The 16,327-nt window shown below is 49.1% G+C and carries 16 protein-coding genes; 2 read left to right on the top strand and 14 right to left on the bottom strand.

Features of this window, described 5'->3' with window-relative positions; all coding sequences use genetic code 11:
* Positions 1-2 precede the first annotated feature (2 nt).
* The 9 genes from plsY to OIM03_04860 form a co-directional block, all read right to left on the bottom strand.
* Positions 3-587: a glycerol-3-phosphate 1-O-acyltransferase PlsY gene (gene plsY, locus OIM03_04900; protein HJI73616.1), complete on the bottom strand. Its 585-nt coding sequence runs from the start codon at positions 585-587 to the stop codon at positions 3-5.
* Complete coding sequence (gene der / locus OIM03_04895; protein HJI73615.1) at positions 587-1,915, bottom strand: ribosome biogenesis GTPase Der; 1,329 nt, start codon at positions 1,913-1,915, stop codon at positions 587-589. The genes plsY and der overlap by 1 nt, the downstream gene beginning before the upstream one ends.
* 300 nt (positions 1,916-2,215) lie before the next feature.
* Complete coding sequence (locus tag OIM03_04890) at positions 2,216-4,111, bottom strand: bifunctional 4-hydroxy-3-methylbut-2-enyl diphosphate reductase/30S ribosomal protein S1 (GenBank protein ID HJI73614.1); 1,896 nt, start codon at positions 4,109-4,111, stop codon at positions 2,216-2,218.
* An 84-nt stretch (positions 4,112-4,195) separates the two neighbouring features.
* Positions 4,196-4,804, bottom strand: coding sequence for a 1-acyl-sn-glycerol-3-phosphate acyltransferase (locus OIM03_04885; protein HJI73613.1), 609 nt, complete (start codon positions 4,802-4,804; stop codon positions 4,196-4,198).
* A gap of 15 nt (positions 4,805-4,819) precedes the next feature.
* Positions 4,820-5,497 (bottom strand): (d)CMP kinase, encoded by a 678-nt coding sequence (gene cmk, locus OIM03_04880; protein ID HJI73612.1) that lies wholly within the window; start codon positions 5,495-5,497, stop codon positions 4,820-4,822.
* Positions 5,490-6,749, bottom strand: coding sequence for an NAD(P)/FAD-dependent oxidoreductase (locus OIM03_04875; GenBank protein HJI73611.1), 1,260 nt, complete (start codon positions 6,747-6,749; stop codon positions 5,490-5,492). The genes cmk and OIM03_04875 overlap by 8 nt, the downstream gene beginning before the upstream one ends.
* Positions 6,733-7,455, bottom strand: a complete 723-nt coding sequence (locus tag OIM03_04870; GenBank protein ID HJI73610.1) for an rRNA pseudouridine synthase — start codon at positions 7,453-7,455, stop codon at positions 6,733-6,735. The genes OIM03_04875 and OIM03_04870 overlap by 17 nt, the downstream gene beginning before the upstream one ends.
* The gene (gene scpB, locus OIM03_04865) at positions 7,452-7,985 is read right to left on the bottom strand and encodes an SMC-Scp complex subunit ScpB (GenBank protein HJI73609.1); all 534 of its coding nucleotides are present in this window, start codon (positions 7,983-7,985) and stop codon (positions 7,452-7,454) included. The genes OIM03_04870 and scpB overlap by 4 nt, the downstream gene beginning before the upstream one ends.
* Complete coding sequence (locus OIM03_04860; protein HJI73608.1) at positions 7,982-8,704, bottom strand: segregation/condensation protein A; 723 nt, start codon at positions 8,702-8,704, stop codon at positions 7,982-7,984. Before OIM03_04860 ends, scpB begins: the two co-directional genes overlap by 4 nt.
* A gap of 137 nt (positions 8,705-8,841) precedes the next feature.
* On the opposite strand from OIM03_04860, the gene OIM03_04855 reads away from it, so the two are divergent.
* Both OIM03_04855 and rpsD read left to right on the top strand, forming a co-directional pair.
* On the top strand, positions 8,842-10,686 hold the full coding sequence (locus OIM03_04855; GenBank protein ID HJI73607.1) for an ornithine decarboxylase: 1,845 nt from the start codon (positions 8,842-8,844) through the stop codon (positions 10,684-10,686).
* A gap of 151 nt (positions 10,687-10,837) precedes the next feature.
* Positions 10,838-11,431, top strand: a complete 594-nt coding sequence (gene rpsD, locus OIM03_04850) for a 30S ribosomal protein S4 (GenBank protein ID HJI73606.1) — start codon at positions 10,838-10,840, stop codon at positions 11,429-11,431.
* 378 nt (positions 11,432-11,809) lie between these two features.
* Here rpsD and OIM03_04845 read toward each other — a convergent pair whose 3' ends face one another.
* From OIM03_04845 to dnaJ, 5 genes are all read right to left on the bottom strand, one after another.
* Complete coding sequence (locus OIM03_04845) at positions 11,810-13,150, bottom strand: hypothetical protein (GenBank protein HJI73605.1); 1,341 nt, start codon at positions 13,148-13,150, stop codon at positions 11,810-11,812.
* A 45-nt stretch (positions 13,151-13,195) separates the two neighbouring features.
* Positions 13,196-13,588 (bottom strand): hypothetical protein, encoded by a 393-nt coding sequence (locus OIM03_04840; protein ID HJI73604.1) that lies wholly within the window; start codon positions 13,586-13,588, stop codon positions 13,196-13,198.
* Between the two features lie 15 nt (positions 13,589-13,603).
* A complete protein-coding gene (locus tag OIM03_04835) occupies positions 13,604-13,966 on the bottom strand; it encodes a hypothetical protein (protein ID HJI73603.1) in 363 nt (120 codons plus the stop codon).
* Between the two features lie 19 nt (positions 13,967-13,985).
* Positions 13,986-14,918: an ATP-binding protein gene (locus tag OIM03_04830; protein ID HJI73602.1), complete on the bottom strand. Its 933-nt coding sequence runs from the start codon at positions 14,916-14,918 to the stop codon at positions 13,986-13,988.
* A 222-nt stretch (positions 14,919-15,140) separates the two neighbouring features.
* Positions 15,141-16,319 (bottom strand): molecular chaperone DnaJ, encoded by a 1,179-nt coding sequence (dnaJ, locus tag OIM03_04825; protein HJI73601.1) that lies wholly within the window; start codon positions 16,317-16,319, stop codon positions 15,141-15,143.
* Positions 16,320-16,327 lie beyond the last annotated feature (8 nt).

The following is a 16,327-nucleotide window of genomic DNA, read 5'->3' as shown; positions in this document are numbered from 1 at the left end:
ACTTACCTCTTTTCTCTTGTAATCGGCTTTTCTTCCCCTTTCAGGAGCCTTTTGATGTTATCTTTGTGCTTCCCGATAACAATCACGGCTGCCAGAGCTGCGAATATGACATATTCGGCAGAAGCGCCTTCAATGAGAAGGACAAGAGCTACGACAGGGGCAGCTATGATAGAACTTAAAGACACGATGTGCTTTGCCTTGAAGACAAGAAGCCATACAGCAAAGGCACAAAGAACAGCCGGAGCTGAAATATAAGCAAAGGCACCAACACCGCAGGCAACACCCTTCCCGCTCTTGAAGTGCAGGAAAATGGACCAGTCATTCCCTACGATGGCTGCAATAGCGCATGCCAGAACAATGAGCGGATCAGGCATCCCCAGATGAACGGCGATGAATCCTTTCAAAAAATCACAGATAAATACGGAAAGTCCGGCAACGACGCCAAGCTCACGGTATGCATTCGTTGCACCGATATTGCCGCTTCCCGTCTTTTTAAGATCGACATGGTAAAATACTTTGCCAATGATATACCCGCTTGGGATTGCGCCGATAAAATAGGAGAGCACAATCCATAGGAATGATTCCATCAGTCGTCTCCACCATCCTTCTTGCTTCTGATAACAATGCGGATAGGCGTCCCTTCAAAGCTGAACGCTTCTCTCAGCCTGTTTTCCATGAAGCGGACATAGGAGAAGTGTATCAGGTTGGCGTCATTCACAAACATGACAAACGTCGGCGGACGAACCCCTACCTGCGTCATGTAGTAAATCTTTGCCACGCGGCCGGAATGAGCCGGTGGCGGATTGACCATCTTGGCATCTTCGAGAAGGTCGTTGAGAACAGCGGTCGGAACACGAAGGCTTGCCTGTTCAGCCACTGCATAGATCATATCGCCAAGACGGTGGATTCTCTGCTTGGTAAGAGCCGATCCGAAAAGAACCGGCGCATAGGATGCAAAAGGAAGTCCTTTTCTGATTTCCTTTTCAAACTCAACATTTGTTGTATTTCCCTTTTCAATCGTATCCCATTTGTTGACGAAGAGGATCAGGCCTTTCCCTGCTTCATGGATGTAGCCTATGATCTTCTTATCCTGCTCTGTCAGCATATCCTCGGCATCCAGAATGAAGATGGCTACGTCGCAGTTGTCGATAGCGCGGATCGAGCGGATGACGCTGTATTTTTCAACAGGCTCGTCAATCTTGCTCTTCTTTCTCATGCCGGCTGTATCGACCAGCACGAATGTCTTTCCCTTGAACTTCCATACGGAATCGACTGCGTCGCGCGTCGTCCCCATTTCGTCAGCCACAAGGGATCTCTGGTATCCGAGAAGTGAATTAATCAGTGTGGATTTTCCGACATTCGGACGGCCTACGATCGCAGTGCGGATAATGTCTTCAGAAGACTCTTCCGTTCTTGCAGGGAAGCCTTCCGTAATTCGGTCGAGAAGTTCGCCGAAACCAAGACGGTTGACGGCAGAAATTCCAACTGGATCTCCAAGTCCGAGTGAATAAAATTCATAGACATCCATTTCCTGGTTTTCACTGTCTACTTTGTTGACGCAGAGAACAACCGGTTTTCCTGTCCTCCTGAGAAGTCCTGCAATTGTTTCATCGTCTGCCGTCATTCCTGTCCTTGCATCCACAACGAAAAGAATCACGTCGGCTTCATCCATGGCCAGTTCTGCCTGCTGACGGATGCCGCTGGAGATCTGGTCTCTTTCGTCCTTGAATTCAATTCCGCCCGTATCGATCAATGTGAACTCTCTGTCGAGCCACTTTACATCGCAATAAATTCTGTCTCTTGTTACGCCGGGGATGTCCTCTACAATGGAAACGCGCCGCTGCGCCAGACCATTAATGAGTGTCGATTTTCCTACATTCGGTCTGCCTACAATGGCTACGAGAGGTTTACTCATGATTCCCTGTCCTTTCCTTTGGACCTTTCATTGGTCCAGTAATCTTCTTATGTAAAATTCTATTCAGGATAGCAACACTTTCCCATTTTTATCCTTATAAAAAATTGTATGCCCTGCCCTTATAGATGTCAAGTTTATAGTTTACCATAAGAGCCCTCTTCCGTCTATGAGAAGTCGTAAAGCAAAGAAAAGCTGCGATAAAGCAGGAAATGATAAAGAATACGCGGTTTATCCCCTGATTTCTCCATTTTCGCCCGCCATATAAAAAAGACCGCCGGCGGCGGTCTTTTTCAGTTTCAATTAAGCTTCTTCCGGAGCGTCATGAACGGGAGCTTCTACGAGGCTGAAGGAGATTCTTCTGCGTCCTTCATCAATGTTGATGATGCGGACTTTCAGATCGTCGCCTACCTGGCAGATATCGCCCGGTTTCTTGTTGTGATCATCGGTCATTTCGTTGATGTGGAGCAGGCCGGTCAGTCCGTCTTCGAGCTCAACGATTACGCCGAATTCAAGGATCTTAACGACTTTAGCGTCTACTACATCATCGATCTGGTGATCATGTACAGCGGTTTCCCATGGGTTCGGGAGGCAGTCTTTGTGTGTGAAGGAGATTCTCTGTTTTTCACGATCGAAGGATTTGATTTTGACATCAATGACCTGATCTGGTTTGAGAACGTCTTCTACTTTGCCAATCTTCTTCCAGGAGATATCGGAGATGTGGAGCAGTCCTTCCACGCCGTTGATTCCGATGAATGCGCCGTATGGCATGATCTTCTTAACGGTGCCCTGCAGAACGGTGCCGTTCTGGTAAGCTTCTTCGATTTCGTCCATTTCTGTATTTCTCTGGTCTTCCAGTACAGCTTTGCGGGAAAGAACCAGTCTGTTCTTTGTGCGATCTACTTCGAGAATCTTAGCCTGGAACTTCTGTCCAACAAGACCCTGCAGGGAATGTACGAAACGCAGATCCCCCTGGGACAGCGGAATGAAACCGCGCAGAGACTTGATCTGAACGAGCAGTCCGACTTTAATTGCTTCAATGCCTTCGCATTCAACAGGTTCGCCCTTCTGGAATGCTTCTTCAACAACATCCCAGTCAGCCAGACGGTCAACTTTAATCTTAGACACATAAATCGTGCTGTCTTCCTTAACTCCGCTTACTACCTGAACACGGAGTGTATCTCCGATCTTCAGCACATCCTTGAGGGATGCCGGTGCCGGGTAGGAATATTCATGAGCCTGAAGCACAGCTTCGGTCTTGTAGCCAAAGGAGATGTAAGCCTTGTCATCGAGAACTTCGATAACCTTACCCTCAACTACGCTGCCTTTGTGTACATCCAGGTTCATTTCCTCCTGATCCAGCATTTCCTTCATGTTTTCCATAATACAAACTACCTCCTCTATGATCCAGTCCGGTGTGGATGCACCGGCGGTGATGCCAATCTTGTCCTGACTGCGGAACCATTCTGGTTTTAGCTCTTCAGCCGTTTCAATGTGATGCGTTACGGCGCCTTCACTGCGGCAGACTTCTGCCAATCGTCCGGTATTTGCGCTGTTGCGCCCGCCTATGACGATCATCACATCTACTTTCCGCGCCAGCTCACGCGCTGCCTGCTGTCTCTGCATCGTTGCGTCACAAATGGATTTGTTGACGTGTACCACGGGTACCTTCTGTTTGATGGCAGTGATCAGCCTGTCAGCAAGAGCAACCGAAAACGTAGTCTGTATGACTATGTGGGCTTCCTGCATTGGCGGGAGTGCGTCTACATCCTCCATCGTTTCCACCATGTAAGAATGTCCCACCGCCCATTCAGCCACGCTTTTCATTTCCGGGTGCTTCTTTTCACCGATGAGTACAACCTGCTTTCCGTCCGCAACAAGCTGCCTTGTGATTTCCTGATTGCGTTTGACGTATGGACAGGTTGCGTCCATTAGGGCTAGATTTTTGCACTTAAGTGTATTATAACACGAAGGGCCCACTCCGTGCGAGCGAATTATAACAATCTCATCTTTGACCTCATCCAGTTCATTAACCGCAGGAACCCCTGCTTCAGCTAGTCTTCCGACCACCTGCGGATTATGGATAATAGGGCCGTACGTTACGGCTTTTACTCCGTCTTTTGCGGCTTTTTCGGCAATTTTCATTGCCCTTTTGACGCCGTAGCAGAATCCCATGACATCAGCTCTATAAATTTCCATATGTTTTTTCTTCATTCCCCGCTTTCGCTATAGATTGAAATCGATGTTATGTATAAAAAAGTTCGATATGATTAATGACCAAAATTAATGTTTCTGGAATCTTGCCTTGTATTCTTCGGCCATAGTAAGAATTTCTTTTTTGACCAGTTCATTCAGAGCTTCGATTTTTTCTTCTGTTGCCTTTTCTTTTTTGACCGGGATCGGTTTCCCGATGAGGACAGCCGGATGCGCACTCCATTTTGTCATATGCATGGATCCGACAATGGCTACCGGAAGAATGGGCGTCCCTGTCATCAGAGCAAGGGATGCCATGCCTGAATGGAACTTGCCAAGACCTTCTCTTCTGATACGGGTGCCTTCTGCAAATATGCCAAGCGGATAACCATCCTTCAAAACCTTGACAGCCTGACGGATGGCAGCCCTGTCAGTCACGCCGCGGCGGACCGGAAAAGTGCCGAACTGACGGATGACCCAGCCGAAAACAGGATTCTTGAAAAGTTCTTCCTTGGCCATGAAGTGTACAATACGCGTCTTGAAAGCAACCCCGATCATTGGCGGATCCCAGTAGCTCTTATGATTGGGCGCTACAATGATGGCGCCTTTTTCCGGCACGTTTTCCCTGCCTTCCACATGGAGGCGGAATACGATGAAGAAAAAGAAATCGAGTATAGCCCTTACAATTTTGTATCCCATTTGAATACCGCCTGCTTACGCATCAAATCCGGGGAATTTTTCCCTGCAGATGCTGATGATGGCATCTGCGGTCTCTTCGAGTGTCAGATCCCCGTTATCAAGAAGAACGGCATCGTCGGCCTGGCGGAGAGGAGAAACAGCTCTGTGGCTGTCCTGATAATCTCTCTTTTCGATATCTTCCTCAATGCCTTCGGGTGTCACATCCTGTCCGGCAGCAGCAAGCTCCTTGCAGCGGCGGATGGCTCTTGTATGAGCAGAAGCCGTCAGGAAAATCTTCACATCGGCATTGGGAAGGACTGTCGTTCCTATATCTCTTCCATCAAGGACGATTCCGCCCTTTTCTGCCTGCTTTCTCTGGATCTTGACCATGGCTCTTCTGACGCCTGCCATGGCAGATACCCAGGAAACATGGGCAGAAACGTCAGCGGTCCTTAAGAAAGGCGTTACATCTTCCCCATCGACGAAGACAAGCATGGCATCCTTGTCAGGCTTCACTTCCATGTCAATCTTATTGGTCATGAGGACGATTTCTGTTTCATCAAAAATCCCTTTGCTGAGGACTTCGTATGTGACAGCCCTGTACATGGCGCCGGTATCAAGATAGGCATACCCGAGTCTTGCTGCCAGAATTTTGGAGACAGAACTCTTGCCTGCACCTGCAGGTCCGTCGATCGCAATAGATAATTTACGCATTTTCCAGACTCCTTACTGCGGAAAGCGCCGCCAGATGCCCTGTGGAGAAAGCAGCCTGCAGATTGTAGCCGCCTGTAAATGCATGGACATCAAGCACTTCGCCCGCCATATATAAATTTTTAACCACTTTGGATTCCATCGTGGACGGATTGATTTCCTTGACGGAAACGCCTCCCGCTGTAACGATGGCTTCCGAAATCGGACGCGTCCCCGTCACGGTGAGCGGCATGGCTTTCATCGTTTTGACAAGCGCAATTCTCTGCGCCTTCTTGAGATCGCTGACAGGAAGGTCTCTTTCGATGCCGGCAAGGGAAAGGATGACGTCGATCATCCTGTGCGGCATCAGATCCTGGAGAGCGCCTGCCATCTGTTTCAGATGGTACGTTTCCAGATCGCGAAGGACTCTCTTGTCGAGTACGTCTTCTGTCAGGGCCGGTTTCAGGTCGATGGAGGCCTTAATCTCATGGCCCTGTGACAGCCAGAGCGATGCCTTGTCGGAAAGCATCAGGACAATCGGGCCGCTTACGCCGAAATGCGTGAAAAGCATCTCACCGAATTCGCTGGCTTTCCTTCTTCCGCCTGCATCAATGGAAAAGGATACATTCTTCAGGGAAAGTCCCTGCAGTTCCTTGCAGTAGGATTCCTTGCAGACAAGAGGAATCAGCGCAGGGCGGATTGCTGTGACCTTGTGTCCAAGCTCTCTTGCCATACGGTAGCCGTCGCCGGTCGAGCCGGTGCGCGGATAAGAGGAGCCGCCCGTACAGAGGATAACAGCGCCGGCGCCATAGCTTCCCTTGTCCGTCACGATGCCGGATACTTCCCCGTCCTTTGTCAGGATGCGGGTGACAGATTCATCCAGATGAAGCTCTACCTTCTTCTTTCTCAAAAGGTCCATGAAAAGATGGCGGACTTCCTGCGCATCATCGCTTGCAGGAAATACTCTTCCGCCGCGTTCCACTTTCGTCTTGAGGCCCCAGCCGTGAAGCAGGTCCAGAAGGTCTTCATTGTTGAATTTTTCATAAGCACTGTACAGGAACTTCCCGTTTCCGGGCGTCTTTGCAATGAAGTCCATAATCGGTGCGCTGTTTGTCAGATTGCAGCGTCCTTTCCCCGTGATGCCCATCTTGAGGCCCACCTTGGACATTTTCTCAAAGAGCTTGACAGAAGCTCCCTCGTCAGCTGCGGTCACAGCCGCCAGAAGGCCGGCCACGCCGCCTCCTATGATGCAGATTGTCTTATTTCCCGAGCTCATATAACTTCTGCACCTCCTCATTCGTCAGACGGCGGTAGCTTCCTCTGGAAAGCCCGTCCAGCGTCAGGAATGCATACTTGACACGTTTCAGTTCAAATACCGGATAATGGTAAGCTGCCATCATCTTTCTGATTTCGCGGTTCTTTCCTTCATGAAGCGTCATGCGGACCTGCGTCTTGTTCTTTTCCTTGTCATAACCGATGACTTCGATTTCGCAGGGTGCTGTCACGCCGGTATCGATGCGGACGCCTTTGGACATTTTTTCCGCCAGTTTCGGGGAGTACCTGCCCCTGACGGTGACTTCGTACACCTTCTTCACTTCATGCTTCGGATGCGTCAGGATATTATCGAGTTCTCCGTCATTTGTCATGATAAGGAGACCTTCCGAATGATAATCGAGACGGCCTACAGGGAATATTCTTTCCCTGATGTTCCTGAAGTAATCCATGACCGTCCTTCTTCCTTCCGGATCAGATACCGAAGTAATGACGCCGTCCGGCTTGTAAAAGAGGAACCAGCGCTTCTTCTCCGGCTTTACAGTCTCGCCAAGCACCTCAATCCTGTCAGAGAACGAATCGGCTTCCGACCCGAGTTCCTTGACGACTTTGCCGTTGACGCGCACCTTGCCGGAAACAATCAGCTCTTCTGCCTTGCGGCGGGAGCAAATACCGGCACGTGCTAAAATTTTCTGTAAGCGTTCTTTCAAAATAATTCTCCTTCATCCAGCTTCCCGGACCATCTTGTCCGAAGTTCGCTGATATCACTAAGACCCGTACACTGCAGGAACCGTTTCGTCGTGCCGTATAAAATAGGTCTTCCGGGCACATCCAGACGCCCGCGTTCTTCGATCAGTCCCTTTTCAAGGAGTCCTGCCAGGACTCTTCCTGCAGAAACTCCGCGGATTTTCTCGATTTCCGTGCGGGTGACCGGTTCCTTGAATGCTACGACAGCCAGCGTTTCAAGCGCAGAAGAGGAAAGCGGGCTCTGTTTCCCCAGAAGGGAGGAGAGCCATTCGTCATACATCTTCTTCGTCGTGAGTGACCAGCCCGCTCCCGTATGATGGAGCGTAATGCCTGAATCAGGCTTGTCGTATTTTTCCTGAAGCACATGAAGTGCTTCCTTTATTTTCAATGAGTCTTCTTCCAGCGCCTCTGCCATTTCCTTCAGGGAGACGGGATCTCCCTTGGCAAAAAGAAATGCTTCCAAAAGGCCGGCCATACGGTCAAGACTGCTCATTGTATTCCCCCTTCAATGACAAGGCCTTTAGCGGTATCCCTGAGTCTGGCTTTGCCAAGGCGCATCAGCTCCAAAAGAGCCATCAGCGTCACAGCCAGCCGCAGCCTTGTCTTCTGTTTTGCAAAATAAGAACGAAATTCCACTTTCCCCTGTCTTTTCAGCGTGCTTCCCAGCGTTTCAATCTCCGCTTCAAGGGAAACCTCTTCCGGAGGCACCCAGCGTTCCTCCTCTTCATGGATTGCATCATAAAGGGCAAAGAAAGCGGCCTGCAACCGGGCGACAGGAATGCTTCCGGTAAACGCAGCATTCCTGACATCTTCAGGCTCCTTCCCATGGTAGGGGCGTTCCTCTTCCATGAGTTCGGAAATACGCCTTCTCACTTCCTTGATCATCTGGAATGTTTCCAGAGACCTTGCCAGTTCCCCGCGGGGATCTTCCTGCTCACTCTCATCTCCCGTTTCCTCCTGCCTTCTCTTTGGAAGGAGCACTCTGGATTTGATAAGAAGCAGCGTGGATGCCATGGCAAAGAAACTGCTCCCAAGCTCCAGGTCGAATTCACTGGCTGCATTGAGGTAGTCCAGGTACTGGCTGGTAATGCTCTGAATCGGTATATCATGGATATCAATTCGATTCTTCGTAACCAGATGGAGAAGCAGATCCATCGGTCCCTCAAAAACAGGGATATTCACTTGATATTCCGTATTGACCGAATCAGCCATCCTGCCAGGACCTCCCATTTTTCATCTCGTCTTATCATTACATATTAACATAAGAATAAGATATTATACAAGAAAACGGACATCTGCGCCACAACGGCTTTTCATATTGTATAATAAATCATTAGACAGGAGGCACCATGGAAAATAAAGAACATACACTTACGGAAAATGAGCTCAAAAAACTCCCTCCGTTCACAGAGGCGCTTCTATCCCATGCCCTGCATGAAAGAGACGACTTTGATACGCCGGGCCATCACAGCGGCGCTTTTTACGAAATGACAGAAGAAGGAAATATATTTACAAAAGGCCTTGGGGAAAATGCATTCCTCGCCGATATCTCCGATTCCTCTTCCCTCATAGGAGATCCTTCCTCCCATGAGGGCGTATCCGGAATGGCTGAAGAAATGGCCGCCCGCGCCTGGCAGAGCGACCTTTGCCGCTTCGTCCTGGGCGGGACATCCACGTCAAACAGGATCTGCGCCTCTGCCCTTCTTTCCGAGAATGATCTCGTCCTCTTTGACAGGAACAACCATAAATCCACGTATCAGGGCGCCCTCATCCAGGCAGGTGCAAGAGCGGTGTACCTGGGATCGGAAAGAAACGGAGAAGGCGTCATAGATGCGCTTGATCCTGCCTTCCTTGACCCTGATTTTCTCAGGAAAAAGGCAGCAGCCATCGATCCTTCCCTTGCCAAAAAGGAGCGGCCTTTCCGCCTTGCCTGCCTGCAACTTGCCACGTACGACGGGCTTTTCCTTAATGCCAAAATGATATTGGAAAAGCTGGGCCCGCTCTGTGACTACATTCTTTTCGATGGCGCATGGGCAGGATATGAAAATTTCATCCCGCTTTTAAAAGACAGCGCCGTACTGACGCTTCCCCTTGGGCCAGAGGACCCCGGAATCCTTGTCACGCAGTCCGTCCACAAGCAGCTTGCAGGATTTTCCCAGACGTCCCAGATCCACAAGAAAGACAGCCATATCAAAGGCGAGAAGCGGTATCTTCCCGATGATATTTTAAACAGCGCTTTCCTCATGAATATCTCGACTTCCCCCTACTATCCGCTTTTTGCAGGGCTTGAAATGAATGCGCTCATTCACAAGAAGTACGGAAGAGAGCTATGGGAAGAAGCCTTCCGTTTCTCTATCCATTTAAGGAAAAAGCTTCTCAAAAATCTTCACTTCATCCGTCCCTTTCTTCCCCCGATCGTTCACGGAAAGAAATGGGAAGAAGCAGAGGATGAGGAAATCATGAATGATCCTGCTTTCTTCTCTATTTCCAAAGACTACGCATGGCACGGCTTCTCCCACGCAGAAGACGGACTTTCGATGATCGATCCCTGTAAGATCCTTCTGACAAGCGGGTCCCTGAAGGAATATAAGGAAGGCATCCCTGCACCCCTTATTTCCATGTACCTTGAATCCAAAGGCATCACGCCGGAAAAGTCCGATTTCTGCACAATACTTTTCCTTGCCGAACCTGGTGACAAGGAAGAAAAGGCAGACAGATTGGTTTCTGCCCTGTCCGATCTGGAAAAGGCCTTCGAGGAAAACAGGCCGGTTTCTGAAATCCTTCCGGAATGTTCTTCCCTTCCGGAAGAAGGCATCCGGGACCTTTCTTCCCGCTTCTTCCATTTCCTTCATGAAAAGAATGTCTTTTCTCTCCTCAATACCCTCTTTTCCTCTGAACACTTCCCGGATGCGCCAATGACGGGAAGGAAAGCCAATCAATTATGGCTTTCAGGAAACGGCGAAAAATGCCCGCTTGCAGAGGCCGAAGGGAGAACGGCCCTTGAAGCTGTCCTTCCCTATCCTCCGGGCATCTGCCTTCTGGCGGCTGGAGAAACATGGACAAGGGACATCCTTTCCTACTTCCTCTTCCTTGAGGAATACGGCAGGGAATTTCCCTCCTTCATGCCTGAGGTCGTCGGTCTTCACAAGCAGGATGGAAAGCCTTATGTATGGGTATTATCCAAAGACAGGTGATGAATATCCATGGATTTTCCCTCTATGCGGAAAAAATCAGGGAAAATGCGCTCTATACAGAGAAATTTCATTGACAGATACACAGAAACAAATTATAATATAAAAGCTGTTTCGAATATGCAGCTAATTTTTTAGAGAGGTGACTCACACAATGGCAACTAACAGAAATCTCCGTTTTAAGACCAGCAGACGTTTCGGCGTAAACATTTACGGCCATCCGAAAGCGTTAAAACGGCAGGTAGCTGAAACCCGTCAGAAAAAACAGTCTGAATACGGCGTTCAGCTCGCAGAAAAACAGAAGGTTAAAGCGATGTACAACCTGCTTGAAAAGCAGTTCTACCGCTATTATGATAAAGCAAGGAGAATGTCCGGCGTCGTAGGCGAAAACCTGCTGTTCCTGCTGGAAACAAGACTGGACAACCTTGTATACCGTGCAGGCTTTGCACGTTCCATCCGTCAGGCTCGTCAGATGGTAACCCATGGACTGATCAACGTTGACGGCAAGAGAGTTGATATCCCGTCCTATCCGGTACGTGCCGGCCAGGTTATTTCCCTCCGCGAAGCTTACAGAGCTAACGAAATGTTCAAGCAGTCCTTCCAGGAACTGAAGTCCTTCGATCTTCCATACATCGAAAAGAGCTTCGACAACTGGACAGCTACTCTGACCAGATTCCCGCAGAGAGATGAACTCCCGTACAAAGACGAAGTCAACGAAACCAACATCGTCGAACTGTACTCCAAGTAATAAGACGAATACAGAAGCCTCTGGCATCTGTCAGAAAAACCGTGAATTCCATTCGGAACTCACGGTTTTTTTATTGTGCCCGGCAAAATAAGGGGATGTGACCAAATCCGCTGAAACGCTGTCTTCCCTTTTCTCGAACGAAGTTCGGTTTAAGGGTGTCAGAGCTCGCCCCGTAGGGGGAGCTGGCGCGTATGCGCCTGAAACATCATTTCCTTCGAGCACAGCGAGGTTTTTAGGTTTTTAGGTTTTTAGGTTTTTAGGTTTTTAGGTTTTCAGATAGTCCATCTGCTATCTATGTTAGATTAATCATCTAATCGACTATATCAGCACCAAAAAGGCTGTGGCAAAATGATTGCACATTTTGTCACAGCCCCTTTTCTATCCTCCGAGTTTTTCCCGTATGGCAGGCGGAACATCTTCCGCCTTCACTTTTCTCAAAACAGGCGTCCCGTTTTCTTCGGCCTCTTCAATCATGGCAAGGCATTCATCGCAGAGAAGGCGGCTTCCATGCCTGTTCAGTTCGAAATCAAAGTAATTTCCGCACTGGCTGCAGGTATGATGCCTGATATAGGCTGCGCAGGCGCTGCAGTACTGATGGCCGTCAAGCAGTTCACGATGCATGAAGATATCTCCGCACCGCTCACAGGCACAGGCCCCTTCCCTTCCTTTCCGGATCAGGAAAGCCCCTTCAAGAGGATTCCTTGCAAGCAGAAAGGCCCCCGAAAGATTGACAGAGGGCGCAATCCTTTCAATTTCCTGAACCATCTTCAAGAAGAGAGATTCGCTCATTTCCATCCCAAGAAAGCTTCTGGAAAGGAAGTCTTGTACCAGCCATCTTTTCCCGCAGGCTCCAAGTGCCGGAACGCTTAAGAAGTACTGGCAGCCCTCCATTGTCTCAGCAATAAAACTTCCCGCATGCGCGCGCATGTATTCATCGCAGCTTTCCTTCAGGAAACTCTCCCTCTGCACGTCCATCAGCGGCCCCAGGGAATCTTCCTCATAGAAAAGATTTCCCTTTGATTTTCTGTTTCTTTCATCAAAAAAATCGGGAGTCAGCACGCCGAACGATGCCAGACGGGCCTCTATCCTCTCCTTAGCATCATCCCCGGCCTGAATTTTGAGTTCCTTCAGTTTCCTTATGGAAACATACCATTCCGCATTTTTGCCGAAAACAGGATCCGGATACAGGACCTTCTTCAGTTCTCCGCTCTGGAGACCCTCTGCCAGGTATTCGGACTCCTGATTCTCATTTCCCCATGCATTCATAAAGAAATGATCAAGGAACATCAGCCCGGAGCCGGTATAGTCATTAATGAATGAACGCGTTGTCCTTCCGTCTCCGATGATTGCCCCTTTTTCGCGGAAGGTTTTCTTCAGATTCTTGATAATCAGTTTCCGCGGCCTTCTTTTGACGCTCCACTTGAGGATGGCGAAGCAGAAGCCGCCCCAGAGAGCCATCATGATCTGCCAGGGAAGGATACCCCTCAGGGACGGAGCAAAGTTTCCTTCAAATCCAAGGACATAGGGCGCAGTCGGCGGAAACAGCGACAGCGCTTCCCATAAGAAGAAAGCCATGATCCATATATTTCTCAAAAGGATGACGACTCCGTTCCAGAGGATGGCCAGGACGGCGGCTCCCATGATAAGAGCATACTTGATGACAACGACGGCAATGACAAGGACGACGAACGCTATGACAATATCAAAAACGACTGACATGACTTTTCCGCCTCCGCTCCAGACATTCTTTTGAAAAGCATCCCGTCATTTTGAAACATCAATGCTTCCGTCCGCATTGAACTTGGGCGCATCGATATTGAATATGGCTTTTCCTTTGGCGCAGAGCTCTTCGGCCGCTTCGCCCGTAAGATATTTCATATCCCTTGGCTGGCTTTCCGACTTTACTTCCACCCATTCCTCATTGGTGTCCTTGAAGTAAAGCGCGGCGCTCAAAAGAAAGGAATCCTTATTGTAATAGGAAATTGTAAATTCCCCGCCGGCAAAATCATAATCATTTTCCACTTCTTCCTTCAGGATGATGCGGTCTATTTTCTTCTCGCATCCCTCTGCCAGCTGCTCGAGCGTCTTTGGAAAGAATGGTGAAATGACTTCATTGACGAATCCTTTGAAAAGCTGATTGAAGGTACCCGATTCCATCTTGACTCCCCCCATTTACACAGTTAACTCAAGTTCTTCTTCCATCTCGTGAGTGATATTTGTTTCTTCATTCTTCAAGCGGTCCCGGATGTGGGCAGGCACTTCACTTTCTTCGACCTTCCTCGTCGTCGTCTGCTCGATCCATTCCCCGTTTTCCTTGTAATAAAGCCTGTGCATGACGGCCACAAGCGCAGAGCCTGCCTCCCAGAGCTTGTCCCCGACGATAATGGCGGCATACGGCAGCATCGGCCTTACCCTTTTCCATGCCATTTTAAGCTTCGGTATGAAATCCTTCAGCCAGTCTACGATATTCTTCCAGTATTTGACGAGAAGCGTCCCGCCAATCACCAGCCCGAGTCCTACTAAAAATGGAATCATATGATTTCCCTCCCTGGAATCACTCTTTATCCCCATGCAGTGCATGGTCGACATATTCTTTGGAGACGACTCTCCTTGTCGTTACTTCCTGATTCTTCTCATTGGCCGCCTTGCTTTCCAGCACATTTTCGATCATTTCCTCCACATATGCCTCTTTCACATAGTCATCATGATGACGAGCGGCTTTGAAAGCAGCCATGAGCACGGCATTGGAAATGTCGCTTCCTGTAATCCCTGCATATTTTTCTGCCAGTTTTTCAACCTGTATATCATGAGGCATCTTGGCTGGAATATACTTCTTCCACAGCTTAAGTCGGCAGTCATAATCCGGCAGTTCAAACTTAATATGCGTGGAAATTCTCCTCATGAACGCAGGATCGAAATTCTCAATGAAGTTCGTCGCAAAAATGACAAAATCCTGATAATCATTGAGGAGCATCAGCATGACCGAGCGCGTCTGATTGACGCGCACATCCGTCGAGCTTGTCATGGAAGTGACCCTCCGGCTCAGTATGGCATCCGCCTCATCAAAAAAGAGAATGCTACCTGTTTCTGCCGCGGCCTGAAAAGCGCGCCGAATACTCTTTGGCGTTTCCCCGACAAACTTGGATTCAATATCCGCATAATTGACGATCAGTATCCTCCTGTGGAGGTATGAGGCAATCGCATGAGCCGCCATGATCTTGCCCGTGCCTGATGGCCCGTATAAATTGATGCCGAGCCTCTTGGCATACTTATGTGTCTCCTCCAGTCCCCACTTTTCATAGACGACCCTGCAGTTATTCGCATAATCGGCGATATCAAGGATCTGCTCCCTCACGCGCGCTGGAAGAATAAGATCATCCAGCGTGTACTTGGGATCTTCCGGAACAAAAGTAATTTCTGCCCTGGCTGGTTTTGTTTCTTTCATCTGCACATCATCCGTTTCTTTGATTCTTCTGCCAATCCCCATTTTATACCATCACCACCCCGATCCTGTGACCTTCTGAAAATGAACAGGGAAATTTTATTCCGCTGATTCATAAACAAATTAAAAACAGAAAATAAAGTCTCTCATTATTAATATAGATTATCCCATGACGAATAGCAAACATTCATAGGAAATCGTTTCCTCATGCAGCAAAAAAGGGCTGTGGCAAAATGATTGTACATTTTGTCACAGCCCTTTTCATATTCAATTCATAATCTTGTCGATGATCTTATCCAGCCAGGAGCCCTTGCCCTTGAACTGTTTCACATCTTCTCCGCATACATGGGCATAGTTCAAAAGTGCTTCCTTCTGATCCTCGTTGAGTTTCTTCGGGACTGTCACCTTCACTTCCACATAGAGGCTGCCTTTCCGGCTGCTCTGCAGATGCGGCATGCCTTCGCCGGAAATCCTGAACCTGGTACCGCTCTGTGTTCCTGCAGGAATCTTGAGTTCCACCTTCTTGTCCAGAGTTTCCACCTGGATGGTACTTCCTAAAGCGGCTGTCGTAAAGGAAATGTTGATGGCCTTGTAAAGGTCATCCCCGTCCCTTTCGAAGTCCGGATCGCCTTCGACGATGATATATACATAAAGATCGCCGTAAGCGCCGCCGCGCTTTCCTGGTTCGCCTTCGCCGGATACCCTCATGCGCACGCCCGTATCAGCGCCTGCCGGAATATTGACCTCGATTGTCTTGGTCTTTCTGACAGTACCGCTGCCGTGGCAGTGGCTGCATTTCTTCTTGATGATCTTGCCGGTGCCGCCGCAGGTACGGCAGGTGACCACATTGACCATCTGTCCGAAAGGACCGTTTCTGACGATCCTCTGCTGACCGGTACCGTGGCAGTCCGGGCATTCATCGATCTGGGAGCCGGGTTCTGCTCCGGAACCATGACAATGATCGCAGGTTTCATTCTTCGGTATGGAGAATTTCTTCTTCACGCCGGTGAATGCTTCCCTGAGTGTAATCCTTAAGTCATAACGAAGATCAGCGCCTTGTTCCGGTCCGTTTGGCTGGCGGCGGCTTCCGCCGGTGAACATATCAAAGATGTCACCCATGTCAAAACCGCCGAAGTCAAATCCCTGCCCGTTGAAACCGCCCTGTCCGAATCCGCCAAATCCGCCGTATCCGGCTCCGCCGCCCTGGGACGCCTGCTGGAAAGCATCCGGTCCCATCTGGTCATACTGAGCCCTCTTGTCGGCATCGGAGAGGACATGGTAAGCCTCATTGACTTCCTTGAACTTCTCCTCTGCCTCTTTGGGATTATCCTTATTCAGGTCAGGATGATACTTACGTGCAAGTTTTCTGTATGCCCTTTTTATATCGTCTTCCGAGGCGCTTTTGCTTACGCCAAGGATATCATAGTAATCCTTGCTGTTCGCCATAAAGAATC

It is taken from the genome of Veillonellaceae bacterium (assembly GCA_025992895.1).
GTDB lineage: Bacteria > Bacillota > Negativicutes > Veillonellales > Dialisteraceae > Dialister.
Note: the sequence above shows the minus strand (reverse complement) of the source record. Positions and strands in the feature narration are given on the sequence as shown.

Coding starts and splice junctions, on each gene's coding strand:
- OIM03_04885 (HJI73613.1), bottom strand. CDS start 4,804: ATGGGATACAAAATTGTAAGGGCTATACTCGATTTCTTTTTCTTCATC.
- OIM03_04875 (HJI73611.1), bottom strand. CDS start 6,749: ATGAGCTCGGGAAATAAGACAATCTGCATCATAGGAGGCGGCGTGGCC.
- der (HJI73615.1), bottom strand. CDS start 1,915: ATGAGTAAACCTCTCGTAGCCATTGTAGGCAGACCGAATGTAGGAAAA.
- rpsD (HJI73606.1), top strand. CDS start 10,838: ATGGCAACTAACAGAAATCTCCGTTTTAAGACCAGCAGACGTTTCGGC.
- OIM03_04890 (HJI73614.1), bottom strand. CDS start 4,111: ATGGAAATTTATAGAGCTGATGTCATGGGATTCTGCTACGGCGTCAAA.
- OIM03_04830 (HJI73602.1), bottom strand. CDS start 14,918: ATGGGGATTGGCAGAAGAATCAAAGAAACGGATGATGTGCAGATGAAA.
- scpB (HJI73609.1), bottom strand. CDS start 7,985: ATGAGCAGTCTTGACCGTATGGCCGGCCTTTTGGAAGCATTTCTTTTT.
- plsY (HJI73616.1), bottom strand. CDS start 587: ATGGAATCATTCCTATGGATTGTGCTCTCCTATTTTATCGGCGCAATC.
- OIM03_04860 (HJI73608.1), bottom strand. CDS start 8,704: ATGGCTGATTCGGTCAATACGGAATATCAAGTGAATATCCCTGTTTTT.
- dnaJ (HJI73601.1), bottom strand. CDS start 16,319: ATGGCGAACAGCAAGGATTACTATGATATCCTTGGCGTAAGCAAAAGC.
- OIM03_04855 (HJI73607.1), top strand. CDS start 8,842: ATGGAAAATAAAGAACATACACTTACGGAAAATGAGCTCAAAAAACTC.
- OIM03_04835 (HJI73603.1), bottom strand. CDS start 13,966: ATGATTCCATTTTTAGTAGGACTCGGGCTGGTGATTGGCGGGACGCTT.
- OIM03_04845 (HJI73605.1), bottom strand. CDS start 13,150: ATGTCAGTCGTTTTTGATATTGTCATAGCGTTCGTCGTCCTTGTCATT.
- OIM03_04840 (HJI73604.1), bottom strand. CDS start 13,588: ATGGAATCGGGTACCTTCAATCAGCTTTTCAAAGGATTCGTCAATGAA.
- cmk (HJI73612.1), bottom strand. CDS start 5,497: ATGCGTAAATTATCTATTGCGATCGACGGACCTGCAGGTGCAGGCAAG.